This is a genomic window from Streptomyces sp. WAC 04229, assembly GCF_003947455.1.
Lineage (GTDB): Bacteria > Actinomycetota > Actinomycetes > Streptomycetales > Streptomycetaceae > Streptomyces.
On record NZ_QHJH01000006.1, the window covers coordinates 46,411 to 69,687 of the forward strand.

General features: G+C 70.1%; 16 protein-coding genes. 9 read left to right on the plus strand and 7 right to left on the minus strand.

Annotated features, from left to right (window positions below):
• Window positions 1-89: 89 nt before the first annotated feature.
• Window positions 90-1,595: a glycoside hydrolase family 43 protein gene (locus DMH12_RS02880; protein WP_125489941.1), complete on the plus strand. Its 1,506-nt coding sequence runs from the start codon at window positions 90-92 to the stop codon at window positions 1,593-1,595.
• A 60-nt stretch (window positions 1,596-1,655) separates the two neighbouring features.
• On the opposite strand, the gene DMH12_RS02885 is transcribed toward DMH12_RS02880, so the two are convergent.
• From DMH12_RS02885 to DMH12_RS02895, 3 genes are all read right to left on the minus strand, one after another.
• Complete coding sequence (locus DMH12_RS02885) at window positions 1,656-4,943, minus strand: LamG-like jellyroll fold domain-containing protein (RefSeq protein ID WP_125489942.1); 3,288 nt, start codon at window positions 4,941-4,943, stop codon at window positions 1,656-1,658.
• Between the two features lie 149 nt (window positions 4,944-5,092).
• Window positions 5,093-7,492, minus strand: coding sequence for a beta-L-arabinofuranosidase domain-containing protein (locus tag DMH12_RS02890; RefSeq protein WP_125489943.1), 2,400 nt, complete (start codon window positions 7,490-7,492; stop codon window positions 5,093-5,095).
• A gap of 230 nt (window positions 7,493-7,722) precedes the next feature.
• Window positions 7,723-8,424 carry a 2-phosphosulfolactate phosphatase gene (locus DMH12_RS02895; protein ID WP_125489944.1) on the minus strand — a complete coding sequence of 234 codons (702 nt, stop codon included), beginning with the start codon at window positions 8,422-8,424 and terminating at the stop codon, window positions 7,723-7,725.
• A 193-nt stretch (window positions 8,425-8,617) separates the two neighbouring features.
• Here DMH12_RS02895 and DMH12_RS02900 point away from each other — a divergent pair, with 193 nt between their 5' ends.
• Both DMH12_RS02900 and DMH12_RS02905 read left to right on the plus strand, forming a co-directional pair.
• A complete protein-coding gene (locus DMH12_RS02900; RefSeq protein ID WP_260473992.1) occupies window positions 8,618-9,592 on the plus strand; it encodes an alpha/beta fold hydrolase in 975 nt (324 codons plus the stop codon).
• 151 nt (window positions 9,593-9,743) lie between these two features.
• A complete protein-coding gene (locus tag DMH12_RS02905; RefSeq protein WP_125489945.1) occupies window positions 9,744-10,157 on the plus strand; it encodes an ATP-binding protein in 414 nt (137 codons plus the stop codon).
• A gap of 24 nt (window positions 10,158-10,181) precedes the next feature.
• Here the strand turns inward: DMH12_RS02905 and DMH12_RS02910 are convergent, their stop codons facing one another.
• Entirely contained in the window at window positions 10,182-10,634 is a 453-nt protein-coding gene (locus DMH12_RS02910; RefSeq protein WP_125489946.1) for an Lrp/AsnC family transcriptional regulator, read from the minus strand.
• 98 nt (window positions 10,635-10,732) lie between these two features.
• Here DMH12_RS02910 and DMH12_RS02915 point away from each other — a divergent pair, with 98 nt between their 5' ends.
• From DMH12_RS02915 to DMH12_RS02930, 4 genes are all read left to right on the plus strand, one after another.
• Window positions 10,733-11,692 carry an SMP-30/gluconolactonase/LRE family protein gene (locus DMH12_RS02915; RefSeq protein WP_125489947.1) on the plus strand — a complete coding sequence of 320 codons (960 nt, stop codon included), beginning with the start codon at window positions 10,733-10,735 and terminating at the stop codon, window positions 11,690-11,692.
• Between the two features lie 69 nt (window positions 11,693-11,761).
• Window positions 11,762-12,520, plus strand: a complete 759-nt coding sequence (locus DMH12_RS02920) for an IclR family transcriptional regulator (RefSeq protein WP_125489948.1) — start codon at window positions 11,762-11,764, stop codon at window positions 12,518-12,520.
• A gap of 85 nt (window positions 12,521-12,605) precedes the next feature.
• Window positions 12,606-13,016 carry an STAS domain-containing protein gene (locus tag DMH12_RS02925; RefSeq protein WP_125489949.1) on the plus strand — a complete coding sequence of 137 codons (411 nt, stop codon included), beginning with the start codon at window positions 12,606-12,608 and terminating at the stop codon, window positions 13,014-13,016.
• Between the two features lie 39 nt (window positions 13,017-13,055).
• Window positions 13,056-13,661, plus strand: a complete 606-nt coding sequence (locus DMH12_RS02930) for a bifunctional 2-polyprenyl-6-hydroxyphenol methylase/3-demethylubiquinol 3-O-methyltransferase UbiG (protein WP_125489950.1) — start codon at window positions 13,056-13,058, stop codon at window positions 13,659-13,661.
• A gap of 77 nt (window positions 13,662-13,738) precedes the next feature.
• Here DMH12_RS02930 and DMH12_RS02935 read toward each other — a convergent pair whose 3' ends face one another.
• Window positions 13,739-13,981, minus strand: a complete 243-nt coding sequence (locus DMH12_RS02935) for a DUF6411 family protein (RefSeq protein WP_125489951.1) — start codon at window positions 13,979-13,981, stop codon at window positions 13,739-13,741.
• Window positions 13,982-14,100: 119 nt separating this feature from the next.
• Between DMH12_RS02935 and DMH12_RS02940 the strand changes: the two genes are divergently transcribed.
• Complete coding sequence (locus DMH12_RS02940; protein WP_125489952.1) at window positions 14,101-15,087, plus strand: BtrH N-terminal domain-containing protein; 987 nt, start codon at window positions 14,101-14,103, stop codon at window positions 15,085-15,087.
• Here DMH12_RS02940 and DMH12_RS02945 read toward each other — a convergent pair.
• The gene (locus DMH12_RS02945; protein ID WP_260473993.1) at window positions 15,071-17,227 is read right to left on the minus strand and encodes a ThuA domain-containing protein; all 2,157 of its coding nucleotides are present in this window, start codon (window positions 17,225-17,227) and stop codon (window positions 15,071-15,073) included. The genes DMH12_RS02940 and DMH12_RS02945 overlap by 17 nt on opposite strands.
• 6 nt (window positions 17,228-17,233) lie before the next feature.
• Window positions 17,234-20,074 carry a carbohydrate-binding protein gene (locus DMH12_RS02950; RefSeq protein ID WP_125489953.1) on the minus strand — a complete coding sequence of 947 codons (2,841 nt, stop codon included), beginning with the start codon at window positions 20,072-20,074 and terminating at the stop codon, window positions 17,234-17,236.
• A gap of 324 nt (window positions 20,075-20,398) precedes the next feature.
• On the opposite strand from DMH12_RS02950, the gene DMH12_RS02955 reads away from it, so the two are divergent.
• The gene (locus DMH12_RS02955) at window positions 20,399-23,194 is read left to right on the plus strand and encodes a glycosyl hydrolase (protein ID WP_125489954.1); all 2,796 of its coding nucleotides are present in this window, start codon (window positions 20,399-20,401) and stop codon (window positions 23,192-23,194) included.
• Window positions 23,195-23,277: the final 83 nt, after the last annotated feature.

Below are 23,277 nucleotides of genomic sequence, written 5' to 3' on the forward strand. Positions count from 1 at the left end.
CGGCTGCCGCGTCCGGTTTCCACGGCCGGTGCCACGTCCACCCGCCGGCCGGTGCACCCCCCACCACCGACCGACAGGAGACGCCCTCCATGACCACCGTCAAAGCGACCGGGCTCGTCGCCAGGTCCTGCGCATCGTTGCTCGCCGGCGGACTGATCGCGATGCTCTCGCCCTCCGCCGCCGTCGCCGCACCCGAGTACTCGACCTCCGAGGCAGGCAACCCCTTCGTCGACGGCTGGTACGCCGACCCCGACACCGCCCGCTACGACGGGCGGTACTGGGTCTTCCCGACGACCTCCAAGAGCTACGCCGAGCAGACCTACCTCGACGCGTTCTCCTCGACGGACCTGGTCCACTGGACCAAGCACAGCGAGGTCCTGAAGACGGCCGACGTCTCCTGGGCGAAGTACGCCCTGTGGGCGCCGGCGCCCATCGAGCGCGACGGCAAGTACTACCTGTACTTCGCCGCCAACGACATCCAGAACGACTCCCAGACCGGCGGCATCGGAGTGGCCGTCGCGGACCGTCCCGAGGGACCGTACAAGGACGCCATCGGCGGCCCGCTCGTCTCCCGCTTCCACAACGGCGCCCAGCCCATCGACCAGGACGTCTTCATCGACGACGACGGGCAGGCCTACATGTACTACGGAGGCTGGGGCCACGCCAACGTCGTCAAGCTCAACCGGGACATGACCAGCCTCGGCACCTTCGCCGACGGGTCGACGTACAAGGAGATCACCCCGGCGGACTACGTCGAGGGGCCCCAGATGTTCAAACGGGGCGGCAAGTACTACCTGATGTGGTCCGAGGGCGGCTGGACCGGACCCGACTACTCGGTCTCCTACGCGATCTCCGACTCACCGACCGGCCCCTTCGAGAAGATCGACAGGGTGCTCGCCCAGGACCCCGCGGTCGCCAAGGGATCAGGGCACAACTCCGTGATCAACGTGCCGGGTACCGACATCTGGTACATCGTCTACCACCGCCGCCCGCTCAGCGAGACCGACGGAAACCACCGCCAACTCGCCTATGATCGCCTGCACTTCAACGCCGACGGCACCATCCCGCGCATCCAGATGGGCGTGAAGGACAACTTCGCCGACGGCAACGCCCTCGGCTGGCGGACCTACGGCGGTTCCTGGTCGGCCGACGGCGGGCGCTACCGGGCGGGACACTCACTGGGCGGAAAGGCGCTCCTCGACACCGACTTCGCCGACTTCACCTACGACGCCGACGTACGCCTCGGCTCGGGCAACGGCGACGCGGGCCTGACCTTCCGGGTGACCCGGCCGTCGGTCGGCGTGGACGGCTACACCGGGTACTACGCGGGAATCCGCCGGGACGGCGGGGTCGTGCTCGGCCGGGTCGCCGACTCCTGGACACCGCTGGCGACCGCGCACACGTCCCTCGACCCCGGGTCCACCCACCGGGTGAGGGTCACGGCCGCCGGCCCTTCCATCAAGGTGTACGTGGACGACATGACGACCCCGAGGATCTCGGTCACCGACGGGACGTACCGCAGCGGTGCCAACGGCGTCCGGGTCTTCGACACCGGTGCCTCCTTCGACAACGTGGCGGTCGGCCCGGTCCGCTGAGACATCCGGCGGGAAGCGGGGCCAACCCGCTTCCCGCCGGGACCTCGGAGAGCCTGGAACCTACGGCTTCTCGTCGGTGTACAGAGCCCTCACCTCCTCGGCGGTGAGGGCCTTGTCGTAGGCGTGGACCTGGTCGACCGCCCCGTTCCAGAAGTCCGTCGGGTCGCCGCCCCACTGGGCGCGGCCCACGGTCAGCGGGCCGGTGCTCGGGTAGGCCGGTCCGGCGGCCGCCGTGGCGGCCGGCTCACCGTCGACGTACAGGCTGAGCCGGTTGTCCGCGCCGTCCCGTACGCCGACGAGGTGGTACCAGCGGCCCGTCTCCGGAGTGGTCTCCATCCGGGCCCGCTGCTCGCCGGGCGTGCTGAAGGCGAAGGCGCCCTGCCCGTACTGGAGGTAGAACGGGCTCGCCTGGCGCCGCGTGTCCTGGCTGACCGCGGTGGCGTAGTTGCCGGGGAGCGCGTCGAGCCGTACCCAGGCGGACACCGAGTAGCTGCCGGTGGTGTCGAGCACCGGCCCGTCCGTCTGCGCGGACTGGCCCTGACCGTCGAACTTCAGCGCGCTGCCGCTGACGCCCGGGGTCCAGGCCGTGCCCGCGGCGAGCTTCAGGTCCCGGCCGCCCGGCCCGCCGTCCGCGGCGGTGGTGCCGGAGCCCTCGTCGAGGGACCAGCTGCCGCCGCCCGTCAGGGGCTCCCGGTCGCCCGCGGCCGCGCCGGCCGCGATGACCTTGCGGTTGATCTCGCGGACCCGGTCCGGATCGACCTTGATCTCCCGGCGGTCGTAGGTGTACAGACCGTTGAGCTCGTTCTCCAGGTCGGTGATCTGCGTGTACACCGAGCCGGACAGCTCCGCACCGGCCTGGGCCAGGTAGAACTCCTCCGTGTTCTCCACGTACTTGCGGGTCAGCGCCTCCTTGTCGGCCACGCCGCTGTAGATCACGGTCGGCGCGCCCGGCCACATGTGCCCCGGTGTGCGCAGCGTGAAGCCACCGTGCTCGCCGTCCATGGCGGCCCTGGTCTCGTCGGGGAAGGGCGGATCCTCGTTGTTGTAGTCGTGGTGGTCGATGATGTCGCCCTTGCCCGAGTCACCCTTGGAGTTGCAGCAGTTGACACCGCTGTGGGCGTTGACGATCCGGGACGGGTCGGCGGCCTTCACGGACTCGGCGAGACGGCCGGTGGCCTCCCGGTTCCACTCGCCCCAGCCCTCGTTGAAGACGATCCACCCGATAATCGAGGGCGAGTTGTGATGCTGCCGCATCATCTCCGTGCCCTGCTCGACGAACGCCTGCTGCCCGGACTCGTCGGGGAAGTTCCCGGAGACGAAGTCCTGCCACACCAGCAGCCCGAGCCGGTCCGCGTGGTAGAACCAGCGCGGTGACTCCACCTTGATGTGCTTGCGTACGGCGTTGAAGCCCAGCTTCTTGTGGGCCTCGAGGTCGAAGGCGAGCGCGTCGTCGCTCGGTGCCGTGTACAGACCGTCCGGCCAGAAGCCCTGGTCGAGGGTGGCGAGCGAGAAGACGGGCTTCCCGTTCAGCACCAGCTTCGGGAACCCGCCGACCTTCTCGACGCTGATCTTCCGCATGCCGAAGTAGCCGCCGACGCGGTCGGTCGACCTGCCGTCGACGAGCTTCACGTCGAGGTCGTAGAGGTACGGGTCGTCGGGGCTCCACAGGTGCTGCTTCGCGACGGGCAGCCGCAGCTTCTCGTTGGCCGGCCCGCTGACCTTGCCCACGACCTTGCCGCGCTTGTCACGCGCGACGGCCTCGACCCGTGCCTTGTCGGAGGCGTCACCGGACTCGACGGTCACCGCGAGGCTGCTGGTGTCGATGTCCGGAGTCGTGACTACGTTGTCAACGGACGCGCGGGCGACGGGTTCCATCCACACCGTCTGCCAGATGCCGGACGACTGGGTGTAGAAGATGCCGCCGGGGTTCCGGGACTGCTTGCCCATCGGCTGGTTGGCGCCGCCGGTGTCGGTCACCGCGACGACGACCTCCTGCGGGCCCTTGCCCTTCAGCGCGTCGGTGATGTCGGCACTGAAGGCGTTGTATCCGCCGGTGTGCTCCGCGACCTTCCTGCCGTTGACGAAGACGCGTGCCTGGTAGTCGACGGCACCGAAGTTGAGCTTCAGGCGGTTGCCTGCCTTGTCGCTCCCGCCGACCTTCCAGCTCTTGGGCACCTCGACGAGCTTGCGGTAGAACATGTGGTCCTCGTGCCGCTCAAGACCGGAGAGCTGCGACTCGACCGGGAACGGCACGATGATCTTCTCGTCGAGGTCCTTGCCGAAGACCGGCTGCTCCCCGGCCTCCGCGGCGCTGAACTGCCACGGCCCGTTGAGGTTCTTCCACTTCGACCGTACCTGCTGGGGGCGCGGGTATTCGGGCAGCGGGTTCTTCTCGTCGAGCCGGTCGCCCCACGGCGTGGTGAGCCGGTGGGTGGACTCGTTCTGCGCGTACCGGACGACCTGGGGCACCGTCCCGCCGCCGTCGGTGAGGCCGCCCTCGCCGTCGTAGGAGAACTTGACCTGCTGGTTCTTCTGGATGGGCTCCGCGAGCGTGATGAGGAGCGCGTTGCGGTCGCCGGGCGCCACCCGCACCGACTTGACGGGCATCGGGGTCGTGTCGGCCTCGACCTTCAGGTGCTCCGCCAGCCCCTCGACATCGCCGACCCTGCCCTCGAAGCGGGCCCGCACCTGCCGGCCGTCCTCGCCGACGTTCAGCTCCACCGGGTAGACCTCGAAGTCGTCCGGCGGGGTGAACGCCGACATCGGCACGAGCTGCTTGTCCGTCGTCGGCGTCGACCAGCGCAGGAACATGTTGGCGCCGCCGGTGTCCTGGAACATCTCCAGGCGGAAGTCGTGCTTCTCACTCGCCTTCAGGTGGACCGCGGCGCTCGTCTGCTCGTTGTCCCAGTCCGGCTGCCAGTGGTCGATGACCGGCTCGCCGTCGATGAAGAGCCGGAAGCCGTTGTCGCCGATGGCGTGGAAGGTGTAGTCGCCGGTGGCCGGCGCCGCGATCTGCCCGGTCCAGCGGGCGGTCGTGTGCTCCGTCTTGCCGGTCAGCTCCTGGAAAGTGCTGGTCAGGCCGGAGAAGTTGACCTGCGGGTCGAGCACCGTACCGCCGAGTTCGGCGAAATCCCTCGCCCCCGGCGCGGACATGCTGAAGTACTCGCCCTTCAGGCCCTGCACCTGGACGGCGGCCGGGCCGTCCTGCTCGGCCCGCACCGCGGACGTGCCGGTGGCCGCCTCCGCGGCCGTGGCGGAGGCCGTGAGGCCGGTCGTGGGCAGCACCAGGGCCGCCGCTGTCAGGATTGCCCACACTCTGGCTCGTGGGCGGGTGTGTGGTCTCGTCATCGGACCCTTCCTCGGAAGCCATCTTTGCAACGTTGGAAAGCTTGTGTCAGCGGAATGACAACACGCCCTTCCGCGCCTGTCCAGACCTCGCGCACCACTTCACTGATCCGCCGTCAACCCAGGCGCGGCAAAGGCTCACTCCCGTCGCGTCACAGGAACTTCCAGAGGTGGTCGGCTGTCCCGTTGTCGTCGAACTGGACGACCTGCGCGCTGTTGCCGGTCGACATGCCGTCGACGCCCAGTACCTTGCCGCTGTGCCGGTTCCGGATGCGGTACCAGCCGTCCCCGTCGTCCACCAGGGTCCACAGGTGGTCGGCGGTGCCGTTGTCCTCGTACTGGACGACGCGGGCGCTGTCGGCGGTGGACATGCCGTCGACGCCGAGGACCTTGCCGCTGTTGCCGTTGCGGATCAGATACCAGCCCTCACCCCGGTCCACGAGCTGCCAGGCGTGGTCGCCGGTGCCGGAGTTGTCGAACTGCACGACGCGCGCGCTGTTCTCCAGCGACATGCCGTCCACGGCGAGGACCTTGCCGCTGTGCTTGTTCTGGACGCGCCGGAACGGGGGCTCGGGCGTCCAGGCCCTGCCGTCGGGCGTGGCCGTGGGGAAGGAGGTGATGCGCAGCCTCGCGGCGCCCATGGGGACGAGCGTGACCGTCTCGACGGGGGAGTCACTGCGCGCCGGCCCGGCCTGCAGGGGCGCCACCACGTTCTCGTCGTCCGCGATCCACTCCTCGACGCGACGGGCCTCGGCGCTGATGCGGACCGGGACCGACTCGTGGGTGAAGGGATTGTCGGGCACGGGACCGCGTGCCGGGGTGAACTCCAGGCGGGGCGACGCGACGAGACCGTAGTTCCACGGCGACGTGGCGTGCACCGCGTACTCGGGGAAGGTGTCGTCGCCCCCGTACCGCTCGTACCGCTCGCCGATCCGGAGGGAGTAGGTGAGGGGCCCGTGCTGGACGCTGACGGCGTCGTGCTGGTCGGGCCAGTGGCGCAGCGTGGTCCGCTGGGGGAGACGCAGGGACACCTGGTCGCCGCTGCGCCAGGTCCGCCGCACGGTGACCCAGCCGGGCCCCGCCGCCGCGGCGACGGAGCGGCCGTTGACGCGGACCTCCGGCCCGTCGCACCAGCCCGGCACCCGCAGCCGCAGCGGGAAGGAGACCGGGCGCGGCGTGGACACGGTCAGCGCGACGGTCTCGGTGAAGGGATAGCCGGTGTCCTCGGTGACGGTGACCGTCGTACCCCCGGCGACGCGCGCGCGGACCTCGCTCGGGGCGTACATCGCCGCGGCCAGTCCGCCGTCCGGGGTGGCCAGCCACAGCTCCTCGGTGAAGTAGGGCCAGCCCATGCCGTAGTTGTGCGGACAGCAGCGGTACTGGTCGACGCCGGGCTGGAACGACTGCATGGCGAAGCCGTTCTGGAACTGCCCCTGTGTCTTCGGCCGGTTGTCCAGGTCGACGCCGTTGGCGCTGGTGACGTAGTGCACGGCCCTGCCCTGCGGGTCGAGGGAGGCGGGCAGCATGTTGAAGGCCAGGTCCTCGCACCGGTCTGCCCAGACGGGGTCGCCGGTGATCCTGGTGAGCAGTTCGTGACTGGCCATGAACTCGACGATCCCGCAGGTCTCGAAGCCCTGCCGCGGGTCGGTGAACCCCGGCCGGTAGTTCTCGTCGCCCGCCATGCCGCCGCCGGGGAACCGCCCGTAGACGTCCATGACCCGGTCGTAGGCCCGGTAGGTGGCCCGTATCAGCTCCGGGTCGCCGGTCACCTGCGCGTACTGCGCGGGCTCACGGAAGCCCTGGGCGATGTTGACGTTGTGCCGGGAGGGCGTGGGGCCCGTCCAGTCGGCGCCCAGGGTGTGCATCTTGGTGGCCAGGTCGAGCAGGAACGGCTCGCCGGTGCGGCGGTGCAGCCACAGGGCCACGTCGAGGCCGTCGCCCCAGCGGTAGGAGACCCAACTGGAGTTGAAGGCGCCGGGGCCCTGGGCGTTCATGAAGCGCAGGAACCGGGTGATGAAGGGGACGACGCGCTCGTCCCCCGTGTACTCCTCGTGCGTGCGCAGGGCCTGGAGGAGCGGCAGGAACGGCCAGAAGTCCGGACCGCCGTTCAGTGACGTACGCAGCGCGCGCGGCCCGAAGAAGCCGTCGCTCTGCTGGGTGGCCAGGATCGCCTCGATCCAGGTGCCCGAGCGCGCGAGCGCGTCCCGGTCCCCGGTGGCGACCGCCATGGGCACGTATCCACGCAGCCAGTACGGCACTTCCTCCCAGGCTCCGCGCTCCGGGTGCACCCAGCCGGTCGAGGAGAAGTCGAGGAAGTGCGACAGACTCTCGAACCGGCCGCAGAGGCCGTCGAGCTGGAGTCCGAGCTGACCGGCGAGCCAGCCCCGCGCGGTGACGCTGCCGGCGGGCAGCTTGCGGAGGGCGTCCGGCGCGAGCGCGCCGGACGCCCTCGATGTGGCGGCGGCCGCGGAGGTGGCGAGCGGGGCGCCCAGCGCCGCCGTGCCGAGGGCCAGGGCGCCGGTGCCGAGGAGGGCGCGTCTGCTGACGGACATGCGGGTCTCCTGACTGTGGACTCGGATCCTTCTGTGCCGTCGGTCCCCTTGAAGGGCCGCACGGGGGCAGGGCTCCGTGTCGACGGGCGTACGAGGTCGCGGAGTTGTACATCGTTGGAAGACGGGAGCGCACTGAGGATCAGAGCACACCCCCGTGACGACCGTCCAGGGGTGTGACCCGCCCGATCCGGCCGGACGCGCGCTTCCGGCCAAGGGCTCTCGGCAGCGGCTCAGGACCGCCCGGGACGGTCGGAGTCGGGCACGGCAACGGGCCGGAGCACCGTCAGCGGCCCCTCCTGGCGAGCCACCATGGCGAAGGGGAACCTGTCGACCTCCAGGCAGAGACCGACGTCGTCGGGGTGGTACCCGCTCCGCAGTCCTCCGGCGAGTTCGGCCGCGGCGCGTGAGGCGCCCGCACGGTGGACGTAGGGGGCGGCGTCGACACCGCCACCGTCCACGCAACGCCCGATGTACTCGGCACAGGCCAGGTCCTCGTCGGCCCTGCCGTCCTCCCCGGTGACGACGAACGTCACCGGACCGGCCTCCTGGCTCCGCAGGAACCGCGCGGTGGGTCCGGCCACCACGAAGCTCGCGCACAGGACCAGCGGTGCGTCCGCGACGGCCAGCGCGCCCACGGTTCCCGCCGTCGTCTTCTGCACCAGCGTGCGGCCGGCGAAATCGGCGGACCTGAGCAGGCCCGGCGAGTTCACCGCGTCGAACCCCGCCGCCGGAGCACCGTCCTTCAAGGCGAGCCAACCCGGCCGGCTCTCCTTCAACTCGAGCGCCGCACGCTCCGTGGAGGCGAGGACGATCCTCTCCCCGCCACGCGAGAAGGCCCAGGCGGCCACGGTGAAGGCCCGCATGACGTCGATGACGACCGCGACGCGGGGGACGTCGGTCAACTCCGGTATGCCGACGAACTGATGATCCATCGTGTCATTGTGCCGCCCGGCCGGTCGTCGACTGCCTCGGCCACGGCGTCGTGGCCGACGTCGGACGGGCCGCGCTGCCTCTTGCCGTAACCGCAAGATGGAGTGCCAGGCCAGGGGGCGGCTGGCAAGACTGCGAACCATGACCCCAGCACCACGGCCGATGCCGCACACCTTCCGCCGTTCCGCGCGAACGGTGGCAAGCGTTCTCCTCACCCTCCTGTTCACCATCGCCACCGCGTCCTGCTCCACACCGGCAGCGGTGGACGACGCCCCCGCGTACGCCGCCGTCACCCAAAACGATCCCCGGTTCGAGAAGGACTTCCGCCACGAGTTCGCCGACGTCGACGGGGTCCGTATGCACTACGTGAGGGGCGGCAGCGGCACGCCGGTCGTGCTGATCCACGGTTGGCCGCAGACCTGGTACGGCTGGTGGCCGATCATGCCGGAACTCGCCAAGCACCACACCGTCTACGCCGTAGACCTGCCCGGACTGGGCGACAGCACCGGCTCCCCGTCCGGCTACGACAAGGCCACGCTGGCGCGGTACGTGCACAAACTGGTCGCCGACCGGCTCGGGCTGCACGACGCCCGCGTCGTCGGGCACGACCTCGGTGCCGCGGTGGCATTCCAGTACGCGAGCCAATTCCCGGACGACACCGCGCGCCTGGGCTACCTGGACCTGCCGCTGCCCGGGCCCGCGATCGACGCGCCCACCTACCGCTCACTGAGCTGGCACATCGCCTTTCACGCCCAGCGGCGCGTCCCCGAGGCGGTCGTGGGAGACGACGTCAGGAAGTACCTGTCGCTGTTCTACCCCCAGGTCTCGTACCGTGGCACGGCGTTCGGCGGCACGTCCGACGACGCGCCGTTCACCCGCGCCGAGATCGACGAGTACGCCCGCACCTACAGCCGGCCCGAGGCCCTCTCGGGGGGCTTCGAGCTCTACCGCGCTCTGGAACGGGACGTCCGCGACACCGTGGCCGCGGCACCGGTACGCGTCCCGGCCCTGCTCATGACCGCGGAAGGACAACTCGACGCGATCCGCGGCACAGTGGCCCCGCGCGTGACCAACATCGAGCGGGCGGTGGACGTTCCGCGAGCCGGACACTGGCTCGTCGAGGAGAACCCCCGCTTCGTCACCGCCGAACTCCTGAGGTTCCTCGACTGATGACCACGCCGGGTTCGCGAGCCGCCCGCTGTGGTCCGTGGGGGCCACCCCGGACACGACACGGTCGGCCGGCCTCGACCCACTGGGCCTCGATCCGCCGTGCCGGGGTAGTCGGGACAGAGGACGGGAACCGGATCAGGAGGTGCCGAAGGTGAGCGAATCATCCCTACGGGCAGTGGGCTGGGCGAAGTCGTTGCCGCTCACCAGCGATGTGAGGACGGCGCGGGACTGGGCCCGCGGCCACCTGCGGCAGATGCGGTGGACCGCCACGGCTCCGGAGACGGTGGACGCCGTGCTGCTGACCGTCTCGGAGCTCGTCACCAACGCCCAGGTGCACGCCCGCAGCAACGCGCAGTTGATGATGACGTGGGACGAGCACTGCCTGCACATCGCCGTGCACGACTCTTCCGGCGAACTCCCCCTGGCCCGGGCGGCGAGCCCCGACCGCCTGGGCGGACGCGGGATGTTCCTCGTCGAGGCGCTGGCGGACGACTGGGAGGCCCGCGCCTGTCCCGACGGCAAGACCGTGATCGCGTGTTTCCGTCCGCCCGCCGCGACTTCGTGACACCCGCGAGGTCCCGGCGCTGACTCACGTCTGGTCGCCCGCCCCCGGGGAAACCTGCCGCTCGAAGAGCGTCTCCAGCACAACCGTCGCACTGGTCCCGCTGACCCCGGCAATGGCGTAGATACGGCGCAGCACGTCCTGCAGCTGCTCGGTGGTCGCGGTCCTGACTTTCACCAGCACCGAGGCGCTGCCGGCGATGACGTGCGCCTCCAGGATCTCGGGCAGCGCGGCGAAGTCCTGCGCGGAGTCTCCCATCCACGCCGTCGAGTCGACCATCACGTAGGCGAGGACACCGCACCCGACCGACGCCGGGTCCACTTCGGCAGTGGTCCGTCGGATGACCCCCCGCTCCCGCAGCTTGCGCACACGCTCGTGGGCCGCCCCGGCGGACAGGCCCACGGCCTGGCCGAGCACGGCGTAGGACTGCGTGGCGTCCTGCTGGAGTCGCGTCAGGAGGACACGATCGATGTGATCCACAATTCTCCATTCGCCCTACAGGTGCAGGCACAATACGTCATCCTAGAATATGCGTGCCATGCCGAAGTTTGTTCGGCCCGTCTGTGGGAGGGGACCCCATGCCCGACGAGAGCCCTGCGCTGTACGAGATGCTCGACGACCGGTTCCGTGCCGGGCGGTGCATGAACGGCGACGACGGCCTGGAGGTGCTGTACACCGGCTGCCGTTGGGCCGAGGGGCCCGTCTACGTGCCTGCCTGGCGGCAGGTGATCTGGAGCGACATCCCCAATGACCGGATGCTGCGCTGGGACGAGGAGACCGGCGCCGTCAGCGTCTTCCGCCGTGCCGCCGGGCACACCAACGGCAACACGCTCGACCGGCAGGGCCGGCTGATCACCTGCGAGCAGGGCAACCGCCGGGTGACACGGACCGAGCACGACGGCACGGTCACGGTGCTGGCCGACCGCTGGCAGGGCAAGCGCCTGAACAGCCCTAACGACGCGGCGGTGAAGTCGGACGGCTCCGTCTGGTTCTCCGACCCGGACTTCGGCATCACCAGCGACTACGAGGGCTACCGCGCCGAGAGCGAGATCGCGGCCAACAACGTCTACCGGATCGACCCGGACAGCGGTGCGGTGGACCTGGTCGCCGACTGCTTCGCGGCGCCGAACGGGCTCGTCTTCTCGCCGGACGAGCGTCAGCTCTTCGTCTCCGACACCCGGGCCGGCTGCATCCGGGTCTTCGACGTACGGGACGACGGCACCCTCTCCGACGGCAAGATCTTCGCCGAGGCCGCCCGTCGCGCGAACGCACGCTTCGACAACCTCCGGTTCGACGCCGACGGCCGGCTCTGGGCGGCCGCGATGGCGGACGGGGTGCACTGCTACGACCCCGACGGCACGCTGATCGGGCGGCTCGACGTCCCTGAGGCGGTGGCCAACATCTCCTGGGGCGGACCCAAGCGCAACCGCCTCTTCATCACCGCGGAGACCAGCCTCTACTCGGTCGTCATGGGGGTCACGGGCACGCACCCTACCGGCCCGGGGCGGCGGCCCTGGCTGGACCCGGAGCCCAGGTGACCGTTCGGCCGAGGCAGGTCGAGGCGGTCCGGACTTGCGGGTGGCCGTGCGCGCGAGCAGGGTGGAGAGATGAGTGGTAAGGACGGTCCCACACTCATCTCGTCGGTGCAGCGAGCCTTCCGGCTGATGGAAGCGGTCGGCGCGCACGAGGGCGGCGTCCCGGCCAAGCAGCTGGCACGTGAGACGGGACTGGCCCTGGCCACCACCTACCACCTGCTGCGCACCATGGTGCACGACGGCTACGTGCGCAAACTCGACGACGGCACGTTCGTCCTCGGCGAGAAGCTGGGCGCGCTGCACGGCGGAAGCCGCGAGCAGGCGGCACTCAGCAGGGTCCGTCCGACGCTCGCCGAGTTGCGCGACGGCCTGTCCGCCGCGGCCTACCTGACCTTCTACGAAGACGGCGAGATCCGGGTCGCGGAGATCGTGGACGGCCCGAAAGCCCCCCGTGTCGATCTGTGGGTCGGCTTCGAGGACGCGGGACACGCCACGGCGCTCGGCAAGTGCGTGCTGCGCGAACTGGATCCGGAGGCCCGCGCCGACTACCTCTCCCGTCACACGCTGAACGACCTCACCCCTCGTACCATCACCTACCGCCGTGACCTGCTGCGACGCCTGGACGCCGCGACTCAGGTCCCCGCCGTGACCGACGTCGAGGAGTACGCGCTGGGCACGGCGTGCGTGGCGGTGCCCGTGCGCCAGGGCGACACCATCGGCGCGCTCGGGATCTCCGTGAACGTCAGCCGTGCCGCATCGCTCGGCGACGCCGTGGCGCGACTGCTCGGCACCGCGGAACGGGTCTCCCGGGGGCTCTCGCTCACCATCTGAAATCCAGGCCCTTGTGAGGGGGTGGCCGCGTCCCGTTTCCTGGATGAGACGGGGCAAATAGGACGGCAATGTGAGGGATGGATAAGTGACTGACCAGAGCCTGGCAGGACCGTACGAGTACGGATCGGTCGCCCACCACGTGACGAACGGCTGGACCGTCGTCGGCGCCAGTGGTGAGATCGACATCGCGTTCGCGCCCGTCGTGCGAGCGGCGGTGGTCCGGCTCCTGGACGAGGGCCACCTGCACTTCGTCCTGGACCTGTGCGGTACTCCGTTCCTGGACTCGGCGGGCCTCGGCATGATCGTCGCGGTCACCAAGCGCATCCAGGCACACCATGGCTCCCTGCGGATCGCCTGCGACGACGAGCGGCTGCTCCGCGTCTTCACCCTCGGCGGGCTGCGTCCCGTCTACTCCTTCCACGACACCGTGGACCAGGCCGTCGCACAGCCCGCGGGTGCCGAGGAACTCGCCGACTGGCCGCACATACGGCACTGACGTACGAGCCAAGCGATCGTGGACCCTAGACTCACCGCCATGAACCGATGGGAACAGCTGACCGGTGGCACGTCCGGTGAGCAGTACGCCGCTCGTTTCGCGGAGCTGGCGGAACACGGGCAGGACGTACACGGTGAGGCCCGGCTGTGCGCCACGCTGGTGCCCCCGGGGGCCCGCGTGCTCGACGCGGGCTGCGGTACCGGCCGAGTCCTGATCCAGCTCGCCCGGCTCGGATACGACGGCGTCGGCGTCGACCGCGACGCCTCCATGCTGGCCGTGGCCCGGAGAAGCGCACCACGGCTGACCTGGCTGCAAGCCGACCTGTCGGACTTCGACCCGGCCGCCGCCGGTGTCACCCCCGGCTTCGACCTCGTCATCGCCGCGGGCAACGTCTTTCCGCTCCTCGCTCCGGGCACCGAGGCGGACGTCGCGGCCGTGCTGGCCCGCGCGCTGCGCCCGGGCGGCCTGCTCGTCGCGGGCTTCGGCCTCGACCGGGACCATCTGCCCGTGGCGCCGAGCCTCACCCTTGCGCAGTACGAAGCCCACTGCACCGGAGCCGGCCTGACCCTCACCGACCGCTTCGCCACCTGGGACGCCGACCCGTATGACGGTGGCGGCTACGCGGTGAGCGTCCACCGCCGCTGACATCGCCCCGGCACCGACCAGCCGCACGCCTCGTGGAACGCGCCGGCCGCGACATCGCCGCCTCCGAATCCGCCGGGTCAGAACGGCATGTGGCCACGGGCCCGGCGACCGGCCGAACCACTGCGACCGACGGCCTTGGAGCTGCTGCGGAAGGGCTTGCTGAATGCGCGGCCCAGGATGCCGGGCGCCTTGCCGCCGGCCCGGGAGCCGGCGCCCAGCGTTCGCTGAGTGCCGCGCTGCGGACGATGGGACAGGCGCGGTACGAGGAACGCGAGCACGGCGAGAACGACGCATACGGCGACGATTCCGACGATCATCATGATCGGACCTCCTGACGTGAGACGTAGCTGTCGGTTGCCCTGCGGATGGGGGCACATGCGTGCCGGGCGGAACGGCCCATGGGCCGACCGCCTTCGTATCGCGGGGGAGAATGAGCCGCATGGCCATGGTGAAAGACGTCGATGTCCGGCGCACGGAGCACTGCGAGACGGCGGCGCTGGGTGTCCTCCTGCGGCACGAGGGACTCGACCTGTCCGAGCCCATGCTCTTCGGGCTCGGCTCCGGCCTGTCCTTCGTCTACTGGGCGAGCAAGAACATGGACTTCCCCTTCCTGGGCGGCCGGGTCAAGCCGTTCGAACTCACCAGAAACCTGGCCGCCACACTCGGACTCGAGCTGCGGGTCGAGGAGACCACCTCCCCGCGCAAGGCGTGGCAGAACGTCGCGGCACACATCGACGCCGGCCGGCCGGTGGGTCTGCAACTCGACAGCTACCACCTGGACTACTTCACCACCAAGGTGCACTTCGGCGGACACATCGTCGCCATGTACGGCTACGACGAACACGACGCCTACCTGGTGGACACCTCCCAGCAGGGCGGATCCGTCTCCACGAGCCGCGCCGCCCTGGCCGGTGCCAGGGCCGCGCGCGGCCCGATGACCGCACGGCACCGGTCCTTCACCCTCACCGTGCCCGGCGGCCCGACGCCACCGCAGGACCGGATCGTCCCCGCGATCAAGAGCTGCGCCGACGCCTTCCTGAACCCGCCCATCGCGAACCTGGGCCACCGGGGCATCGAGAAGGCCGCCACACAAGTGCCGAAATGGCTGGAACGTACCGGCCATCCGCAGGAGGACCTCCCAAGGGCCGCCCTCCTCATGGAGCGAGCCGGCACCGGCGGCGCCCTGTTCCGCAACCTCTACCGGGACTTCCTCGCCGAGTGCGCCCAGCAGATCGACGACGACCACCTGCGCACCGGCCACCGCCTGTACGCCGAGGCGGCCACCCTCTGGACGCGGGTGGCCGCACTCGTCGCGGCAGCGGGCGAGTCCGGCGACGCGAAGAACCTCACGGAGGCCGGCTCCGTCCTCCACGAACTCTCACGTGTCGAACGCGACGCGATGCGTGCACTCAGCCTGCTCCGGTGAAGCGGACGGACCAGTAGGCGGTGCGGTCCAGATAAGCCGTCTGGGCAGCCGCGCCCGTGAGACCGTAGGCCCCGTCGTAGGTCCGGTACCCGGGGCTCTCCGGCGGGACGGCGGCTGCCGGTTCGATCTGGCTGCCTTCGTGCCACTCGTTGAAGGACGTGACCGACACCCAGGTCGGGGAGCCGCCGATGGCGGGATCGAGGGCGTTGTTCCACTGCCGGTCGTATGCCGCGCCGTTGTTCCGCTCCACGGTGGGCGTCGTGTTGCCGGGCACGGCACGGTCGTCGAGGTAGCCGGGTGCGACGGAGGGTGCCCAGATCAGGTCGTGGGCCCGGGCGTGGTCGCCGGCCTGCTTCCAGCCCGGAGCCGTGGCGCCCGCGATCCCGTCGTAGGTGTACATCCCGGAGAAGTGCGCGATCTTGGTGGTGTCGGTGGTCTGGGCGAGCACACTGCTGGTGCCGGTGACCTGGTCGAGCGGGGACCAGTCGGTGATGTCGAGGCTCTGGAAGACGTAGAAGGCGTTCTTGCCGCCGTGCTCGGGGGAGCGGTAGAAGGCCGGGTGGTCGCCGTAGGTGCTGTTGATGTACCGGACGTCGGCCACGGTCGACGCGGCGGTTCGTCCGGCGTACGGCTCCAGGTGCCAGGCCACCTTGATGCCCTTCTTCCGGGCGGCGTCGAGGACACCCCGGGCGAGCCGGTCCTCGTAGCTGCCCTGGCCCCACCAGCTGTAGACGAGCACGCCGGCGCCGGATCGGGCGATCCATTCCATGTGCCGGGTCACGGCGCCGGTGAAGTCGCCGGAGTCGTAGGGGCCGAGAGCCGGGTAGAAGTCGGCTCCGATGGCGCCCGGAGGGGTCTGGCCGCCCTGCTGCCAGTGCCGCCAGCTGCCGTTCGTCGCAGGGCTCCCGTACCAGGGGTAGTAGAAGAGGTGCACGTTCGGGTTGAGGGCTTCGGCGGTGGGCTCGGTGGTGACGCTCAGGGTGTCGATGTCGAACAGCGCGCCGCTGCCGCCGGTGAACCGCAGGAACAGCGGACCGGACGCGGTGGCGCCGAGCGTGGTCGAGACGTCGGTGAAGGTCTCCCAGCCGCCGGTCACCGGTACCCGTACCGAGCCGAGCAGGGTGCCGGTGGCCGAGCCGGACCGGACCTCGACGGTGCCGCCCGCACCGGCCGACGAGACCCTCGCCGAGAAGGAGCGGGCCCCCTCGGTGGAGACGTTGGCGTAGCCCACCCAGTCGCCGTTGTCGATGTAGCCCAGTGTCCGCCCGCCGCCGGCACCGGCGTGCGGGGCCGCCTGTACACCGGAGCCCGTCGTGTACGACTCCGCCTCGATCCGGTCGGCGCCGCCGGGGGAGGAGCAGTCGGCCGGAGCCTGCCCGGCCGCGTAGCGGACGGCGCCCAGCAGCAGGGAGCGGAAGGCCGGATCGCCGTAGGACTGAGCGGTGTGGCCGAGTCCCGTGTAGAAGGAGCGGCCGTCGCCCTGGCTGTGACACCAGGTGATGGGATGGTCGGCACCCATGCTGCCGCCGCTGTAGGTCGTCTCGTCCAGGGTCTGGAGCACGTGGACGCCGGGACGGGGACTGGCGCGGTAGTTGTACCACTCGTCGGTACGCGTCCACGTCGCACCCAGGTGGGCGGTCGCGGGATGGGTGCGGTCCTCGGTCGCCAGCGTTGCCTGCTGGATCGCGGGGTGGCTGTCGAAGTAGGCGCCGACGAGCCGGCCGTAGTAGGGCCAGTCGTACTCGGTGTCGGCGGCGGCGTGCACCCCGACGAATCCGCCGCCGGAGTCGACGTACGTCTCGAAGGCGGCCTGCTGGGAGTCGTCGAGGACGTCTCCGGTGGTGTTGAGGAACACCACCGCCTCGTAACCGGACAGGCCGGAGGGCGTGAAGGCGGCCGCGTCCTCGGTGGCGGTGACGGTGAAGCCGCCCTGGCTGCCCTGCTCGCGCAGGGCGTCGATGCCGGCCGGGATGGCGTCGTGCCGGAAGCCGGCCGTCTTGGAGAACACCAGGACGTCGAAGGCGGCCGCTCTTCGCAGTGGGTCGGCCTGCGTCACCGGTGCCGGTGCGGCGAGGGCGCACGCCACGGCCGTGGCGAGGACCGCCGCTCCGCGACGCAGGCGTCTGGTGAGCGTGGACACGGTTCATCACCCCTTTCGCGTCGACGCGGTGAGCGTCAGGCTGTCGATGTCGAACAGGGCCCCGCTGCCGCCGGTGAACGTCAGGAAGAGAGGGCCGGTCCCCGTCGTGTTCAGCGCCGTGCTGACGGTGGTGAACGTCTCCCAGCCGCCCGTCACCGGGACCGGCACCGAGCCGAGCAGCGGGCCGTTCTGCGACCCGGAGCGGAATTGCAGCGTTCCTCCCGCCCCGGCCGACGAGACCCTCGCGGAGACCGAGGCGGCGCCCGCCGTGGGCACGGAGTCGTACCCGGCCCAGTCCCCGCTGTCGATGTATCCGAGGGTCTGCCCGCCACTGGCCGCAGCGTGCGCGGCCGGCTGCACTCCTGATGACGAGGTGTAGGACTCCGCCTCCCAGGTCCTGGTGGCGGGTCCGCCCGTGGTGAAGGTGAAGGCGTCGACGTCGAAGAGGTTGCCCTGGCCGGTGGGTCCGCGGAAGACGAGGAACAGCTCGGTGCTGTCCGGCGGCACTTGGGACAGTGGTGCCGAGACGTCCGCGAAGGTCTCCCACCCTCCGGTCACCGGCACGTTCGCACGGCCCAGCAGCGTTCCGGTCGCGGACCCCGCGCGAACCTCCAGCGTGCCGCCCGCTCCACCGGAGGAGACCCGGGCGGAGAAGCCGGAGGCGCCCGCGAGCGCGTAGGGCTTGAAGGAGATCCAGTCGCCGTCGTCGGTGAAGCCGACCGTGTTGCCGCCCTCCGCGTTGCCGTGGGCGGCGGCCTGGACGCCCGACTGGGCGGAGTAGTGCTCGGCCTGACGGTGACGGGGCTGCAGGGTGCGCAGCGAGTGGGTGGTCAGGCCCGCGGAGTCGGTGTACTCCGCGTCCAGGACGCCGTACAGGTTGGCGGCGCTGTCGTGCTCGCCGTCGACCGGGATGGTGAGGGAACCACTGCACCCGTTCGTGGACGTGATGGCGTGGGTGTGGCTGTCGTGCCCGAGCAGATAGGTGACCTTCACCTTGGAGCAGTCGATGCCGCCGTCCTCCGGATCACTCACCTGTGTCCGGAAGGGAATGGTGTCCCCGAAAGAGAACAACTGCCCGTTGAGGGGCTGCTGGAGGGTGACGGACGGGGCGGTGTTGCCGGCCGTCACGACGAGGCTGGCGGTGCCGGTGAGGCCCTCGGCGTCCTTGACGGTGAGGGTGGGACGGTAGGTGCCCTTGGTGGTGTAGGTGTGGCTGGGATCGGCCTGGGTGGACGTCGAGCCGTCGCCGAAGTCCCACGAGTAGGTGAGCGGCTTCCCTTCGGGGTCGGAGCTGCCCTGGGAGGAGAACTTCACGGTGAGGGGCAGGCCGCCCGAGGTCCGGTCGGCGGAGGCTTTGGCCACCGGGTTGCGGTTGCTGCCGGCCAGGTACTCGATGCGGTACAGCGCCTGGTTGTTGCTGCCGGTGCCGTAGTCCAGGACGTACAGCGCGCCGTCGGGGCCGAAGTCGGAGTCCATGACCTGCGTCCCGTGCCACGGGAAGTCCTCGATCGATCCGTATCCGCCGTTGCCCGTGACCTCGACGGCTTTGATCCACTGTCGTCCGAACTCCGTCGCGAAGTAGCGGCCGTCCAGTGCCTGGGGGAACTTCACGGAGGAGTTCAGGGCGGGGTCGTAGCGGTAGACCTCGCCGCCCATGGGGGACTCGGATCCGCCGCCGAACTCGGGCGGGGAGCCTTCCAGCCCGTACTTGATCCAGCTCGGCTTCGCGGGGGGCAGCTTGGCCTGGCCGGCGTTGCGGAAGGAGTTGTTGGCGGGTCCGCTGCCGCAGTCGTACCTGGTGGCGGAGGGGCCGTTAGGGAAGGTGTATTCGTTGTACGTCTCCGCGGCCGTGTTCGTGCCCGTGCAGTAGGGCCAGCCGTAGTTGCCCGGTCCGGTGATGCGGTTGAACTCCACCTGGCCGCCGGGGCCGCGGTCCGAGGCGGTGCCGCCGGCGTCGGGGCCGTAGTCGCCCAGGTAGACGATTCCCGTGGGACGGTCGACGGACATCCGGAAGGGGTTGCGGAAGCCCATGGCGTAGATCTCGGGCCGTGTCCTCGCGGTGCCGGGTGCGAAGAGATTCCCGGCGGGCACGGTGTAGCCGCCGTCGGCGGTCGGCTTGATCCGCAGCAGCTTGCCGCGCAGATCGTTGGTGGAGCCGGAGCTGCGCTGTGCGTCGAACTGGGGGTTGCGGTCGGTGCGTTCGTCGATCGGGGCGTATCCGGCCGAGTCGAACGGGTTGGTGTCGTCACCCGTGGTCAGGTAGAGGTTGCCGGCCGCGTCGAAGTCGATGTCGCCGCCGACGTGGCAGCACTGGCCGCGGTCGTTGGGGACTTCCAGGATCACCTTCTCGGCTGCGGTGTCGAGGGTGCCGTCGGCCTTGAGCGTGAACCGCGAGAGGTTGAGGTGCCCCTTCCACGCCTCGAAGTCGGCTGCGCCGCCCGTGACCGGGGCGTCGCCCGCGGGGGTGTTGAGCTTGGGGGAGTAGTACACGTAGACGTAGCGGTTCACGGAGAAGTCGGGGTCCACGGCGATGCCCTGCAGACCCTCCTCGTCGTGCGTGTAGACGTCCAGTTTCCCCGCCTGCTTCGTGTTGCCGGCGGCGTCGGTGCGGCGGATGGTGCCGTCCCGGGACGTGTGCAGGACGGACCGGTCGGGCAGCACGGTGAGCGACATGGGCTCGCCCAACTCCGCCGCGCCGGTCGCCATCTGTACCTGCTGGTAGTCGGACGCGGGTATGTCGGCAGCCTGGGCCGCGGAGGCGGGCGGAGGGCCCACCGCGGCCGCAGCGGCCACCAGGAGGGCGAGCGCGGTGATCGTTCCGCGTCTCGGGCGAGGACGCTGGGACATGGTGGTGGTTCCTTCCTGACGTCATGGGGGTTGTCAGGCAAGGCGCGCGCCGGATGCGCGTATTGCCGTCCGAGCACTGCGTGCAATGTGCAGTGATTGCGGGTGGCACATGGAAAGTTGCGAGGAATTGCGACTCTTATGCAGGCTGGCGATGCGCCCCCTATTTGTCAAGTGCCTGTCAAAAAGCGCCGTAGGTCATGTCGCTCGCGGGGAAGCACTCCCCTCACGCAACAACTATTGACGCTTGTTTGTGAGAGTTTTACTTTCCTTCGTGTGAGAGCGCTCTCAAGACGTCGCTTACGTCAAGACTTTGAGGTTTCCTCCATGTCAGTCTCCCGCTCGCGATCCGCCTCTCGAAGCAGACCCGTGGCCGCCCTGGCGCTGGTCACCGCGTTGGCCGCCGTGGGTCTCGGCCCCGCCGCGACTCCTGCGGCCGCGGCCGACGTGCCGGTGGGCTCCGGCAGCTACTCCGACACCCGTCCCGCCGGAACCTCCGGGCCAACCACCAACACCGGTGCCCCGGTGACCCCCAAGGTCACTCCGGGCGCCAAGGGCAAACCGGTCCCGACCAACGACTGGTGGTCGTCCCTCGCCTTCCAGAGGTACGGCGACAATCCCCACTCCACCCCGATGTACGGGCACCCGCTCACCTACCAGGCAACCGCCGGTGGGCTGGAGATCGGCTACCCCACCAGTCCTGCGGTCGTCGGCGAGGGCCGCCAGTACGAGTACGCGCACAAGCGCGACCTGACCCTCGGCCTGACCGGCCTGAACTCCCCGGACGCGAAGGCCGACGCCTGGTCCGACTGGACCGTCACGCCCTACTGGTCCGACGGCACCCGCACCCTGCGCACCACCATCGGCCACGGTCTTCCCTTCGTGTACGCCAAGGGGTCCGGCGGCAACGCGCAGATCTCCACAGCCTCCACGCCCACGGTCTTCGCCGACCAGGGCAACGTCCTCGGAATCACGGTCGGCGGCCACCACTACGCCCTCTTCGCCCCCAGTGGCAGCGACTGGAGTCTCGCGGGTTCCACGGTCACCGCGGCGCTGGGCGCCAAGGACTATTTCTCGCTCGCCGTCCTGCCCTCGGCCGATGCGCTGGCCACCTACAAGAAGTACGCGTACAGCTTCGTCACCGGCTCCAAGGCGAGCTGGTCCTACGCGGCGGGCTCGGTCAGGACCGGCTACACCCTCACCACCCAGGCGCAGGAGGGCAGCGAGACCGGGACCATCCAGGCGCTCTACCGCCATCAGTGGCTGCACACGTCGGATCCGCTGACCTCTTACACGTACGTGTCGCCGCGCGGCACGATGAAGGTGCGCGAGGGGAAGACGTTCACGACCACTCAGAAGGCGTCGCCCGTCCTGCCCGCACTCCCGAAGTCGTCGGGCGTCGACCGGGCCCGCCTGAAGACCCACCTCGACGAGGTGGCCAACGCGGCCGACCCCTTCTCCGGGGCGACCGACACGTACTGGACGGGCAAGGCGCTCGGCAGGCTGGCCCAGCTGGTCCCCGTAGCCGACCAGATCGGGGAGACCGCCACCCGTGACAAGCTCCTGGGACTGCTCAAGGGCCGGCTCCAGGAGTGGTTCACCGCCGGTGGCGCGAGCGAGTTCTCCTACGACAGGGACTGGAAGACGCTGACCGGCTATCCCGCGTCGTACGGCAGCGACACGGAACTCAACGACCACCACTTCCACTACAGCTACTACGTCTACGCGGCCGCGATCGTCGCCCAGTACGACCGGGCCTGGGCAGCCGACTCGGCGTGGGGCGGCATGGTGAAGACCCTCATCAAGGACGCGGCCAACCCCGCCCGCGACGACACGGCCTTCCCGTTCCTCCGCGGATTCGACGTCTACGCGGGCCACAGCTGGGCCTCGGGACACCAGGGCTTCGCCGCGGGCAACAACCAGGAATCGTCGTCCGAGTCGACGAACCTCAGCGCGGCCCTGGTGCTCTGGGGATCGGCCACCGACAACACCGAACTCCGAGACCTGGGCGCCTATTTGCTCACCACCGAATCGGAGGCGATCGCGCAGTACTGGTTCGACGCCGACGAACGGGTGTTCCCCTCGGGCTTCGGTCACGACACGGCGGGGATGGTGTGGGGGAGCGGCGCGGCGTACGCGACGTGGTGGACGGCGAACCCCGAGGAGATCCACGGCATCAACGTCCTCCCCGTCACGGGGGGTTCGCTGCACCTGTCCGGACACAAGGCCGCGATCCGGCGCAACCTCGCCGAACTGGTGCGGGAGAACGGCGGCCCAGCCGTCGAGTGGCGTGACATCCTCTGGGAATTCGAGTCGCTCGCCGACCCGGCCGCGGCCAAGGCCAAGTGGGACGCGGGCCAGGCCGGTTACACCCCCGAGCAGGGTGAGTCCAAGGCGCACACCTATCACTGGATCGGCACCCTGGACACGGTGGGCGCCCCGGACACCACGGTGACGGGCGACATCCCGGCATCGGCCGTCTTCAGCAAGGGGACCGTCCGTACCTACGCGGCGCACAACTTCGGCGCGTCCCCCCGCACCGTCACGTTCTCCGACGGCGCGACCTTGACGGTCCCGGCCCGCTCCACGGCTACGGGTACCGGAACGGGCGGCGGCGACCCGGATCCGGACCCGGATCCGCCCACGGGGAACGTCTTCCAGCTCCGTACGGGAGGCGCACTGACACCGGCGGCCGGGTCCACAGCCGGCAGCGACACCATCCCGTCGGCGGGCGGCGCGAATCGCGACGGCACGCCGTACCAGCCGCTGGTCTACGAGGCGAAGAAGGTCAACGGCACCTACGCGGCCGGCGCGTCCACGGCCTTCCGCATCCAGTTGGACGCGGGGAACGCGGTCGGCCTCGGCCAGCAGGCGAGGATCAGCTACGACCTCACGGGCGACGGCTCCTTCGAACGGACGGAGACCTACCGGTACTTCGCGACTGATCCAGTGACCGGTTGGGAGACCTACGGCGAGAGCAGCGGTCTCAAGTCGGCGACGGGCACACTGGGGAACCTGACGGGCGGCACGGTCCGCCTGGAGGTCTGGTCGGCGATCGGCAACGCCCCGGCGAAGCTGCGCACCGGGACGGCGGATTCGACACTGACGATTCCGTTCGGCTAGAACTCCGGCCGAACGACCTTGGTCGCACGAGGCCGGCGGGGCTTCCACACGGGGACGTACGACTGGGACCCGCCGGCAGAGAG

Coding starts and splice junctions, on each gene's coding strand:
- DMH12_RS02915 (WP_125489947.1), top strand. CDS start 10,733: ATGCCCGACGAGAGCCCTGCGCTGTACGAGATGCTCGACGACCGGTTC.
- DMH12_RS02935 (WP_125489951.1), bottom strand. CDS start 13,981: ATGATGATCGTCGGAATCGTCGCCGTATGCGTCGTTCTCGCCGTGCTC.
- DMH12_RS02880 (WP_125489941.1), top strand. CDS start 90: ATGACCACCGTCAAAGCGACCGGGCTCGTCGCCAGGTCCTGCGCATCG.
- DMH12_RS02950 (WP_125489953.1), bottom strand. CDS start 20,074: ATGTCCCAGCGTCCTCGCCCGAGACGCGGAACGATCACCGCGCTCGCC.
- DMH12_RS02885 (WP_125489942.1), bottom strand. CDS start 4,943: ATGACGAGACCACACACCCGCCCACGAGCCAGAGTGTGGGCAATCCTG.
- DMH12_RS02955 (WP_125489954.1), top strand. CDS start 20,399: ATGTCAGTCTCCCGCTCGCGATCCGCCTCTCGAAGCAGACCCGTGGCC.
- DMH12_RS02895 (WP_125489944.1), bottom strand. CDS start 8,424: ATGGATCATCAGTTCGTCGGCATACCGGAGTTGACCGACGTCCCCCGC.
- DMH12_RS02890 (WP_125489943.1), bottom strand. CDS start 7,492: ATGTCCGTCAGCAGACGCGCCCTCCTCGGCACCGGCGCCCTGGCCCTC.
- DMH12_RS02940 (WP_125489952.1), top strand. CDS start 14,101: ATGGCCATGGTGAAAGACGTCGATGTCCGGCGCACGGAGCACTGCGAG.
- DMH12_RS02930 (WP_125489950.1), top strand. CDS start 13,056: ATGAACCGATGGGAACAGCTGACCGGTGGCACGTCCGGTGAGCAGTAC.
- DMH12_RS02920 (WP_125489948.1), top strand. CDS start 11,762: ATGAGTGGTAAGGACGGTCCCACACTCATCTCGTCGGTGCAGCGAGCC.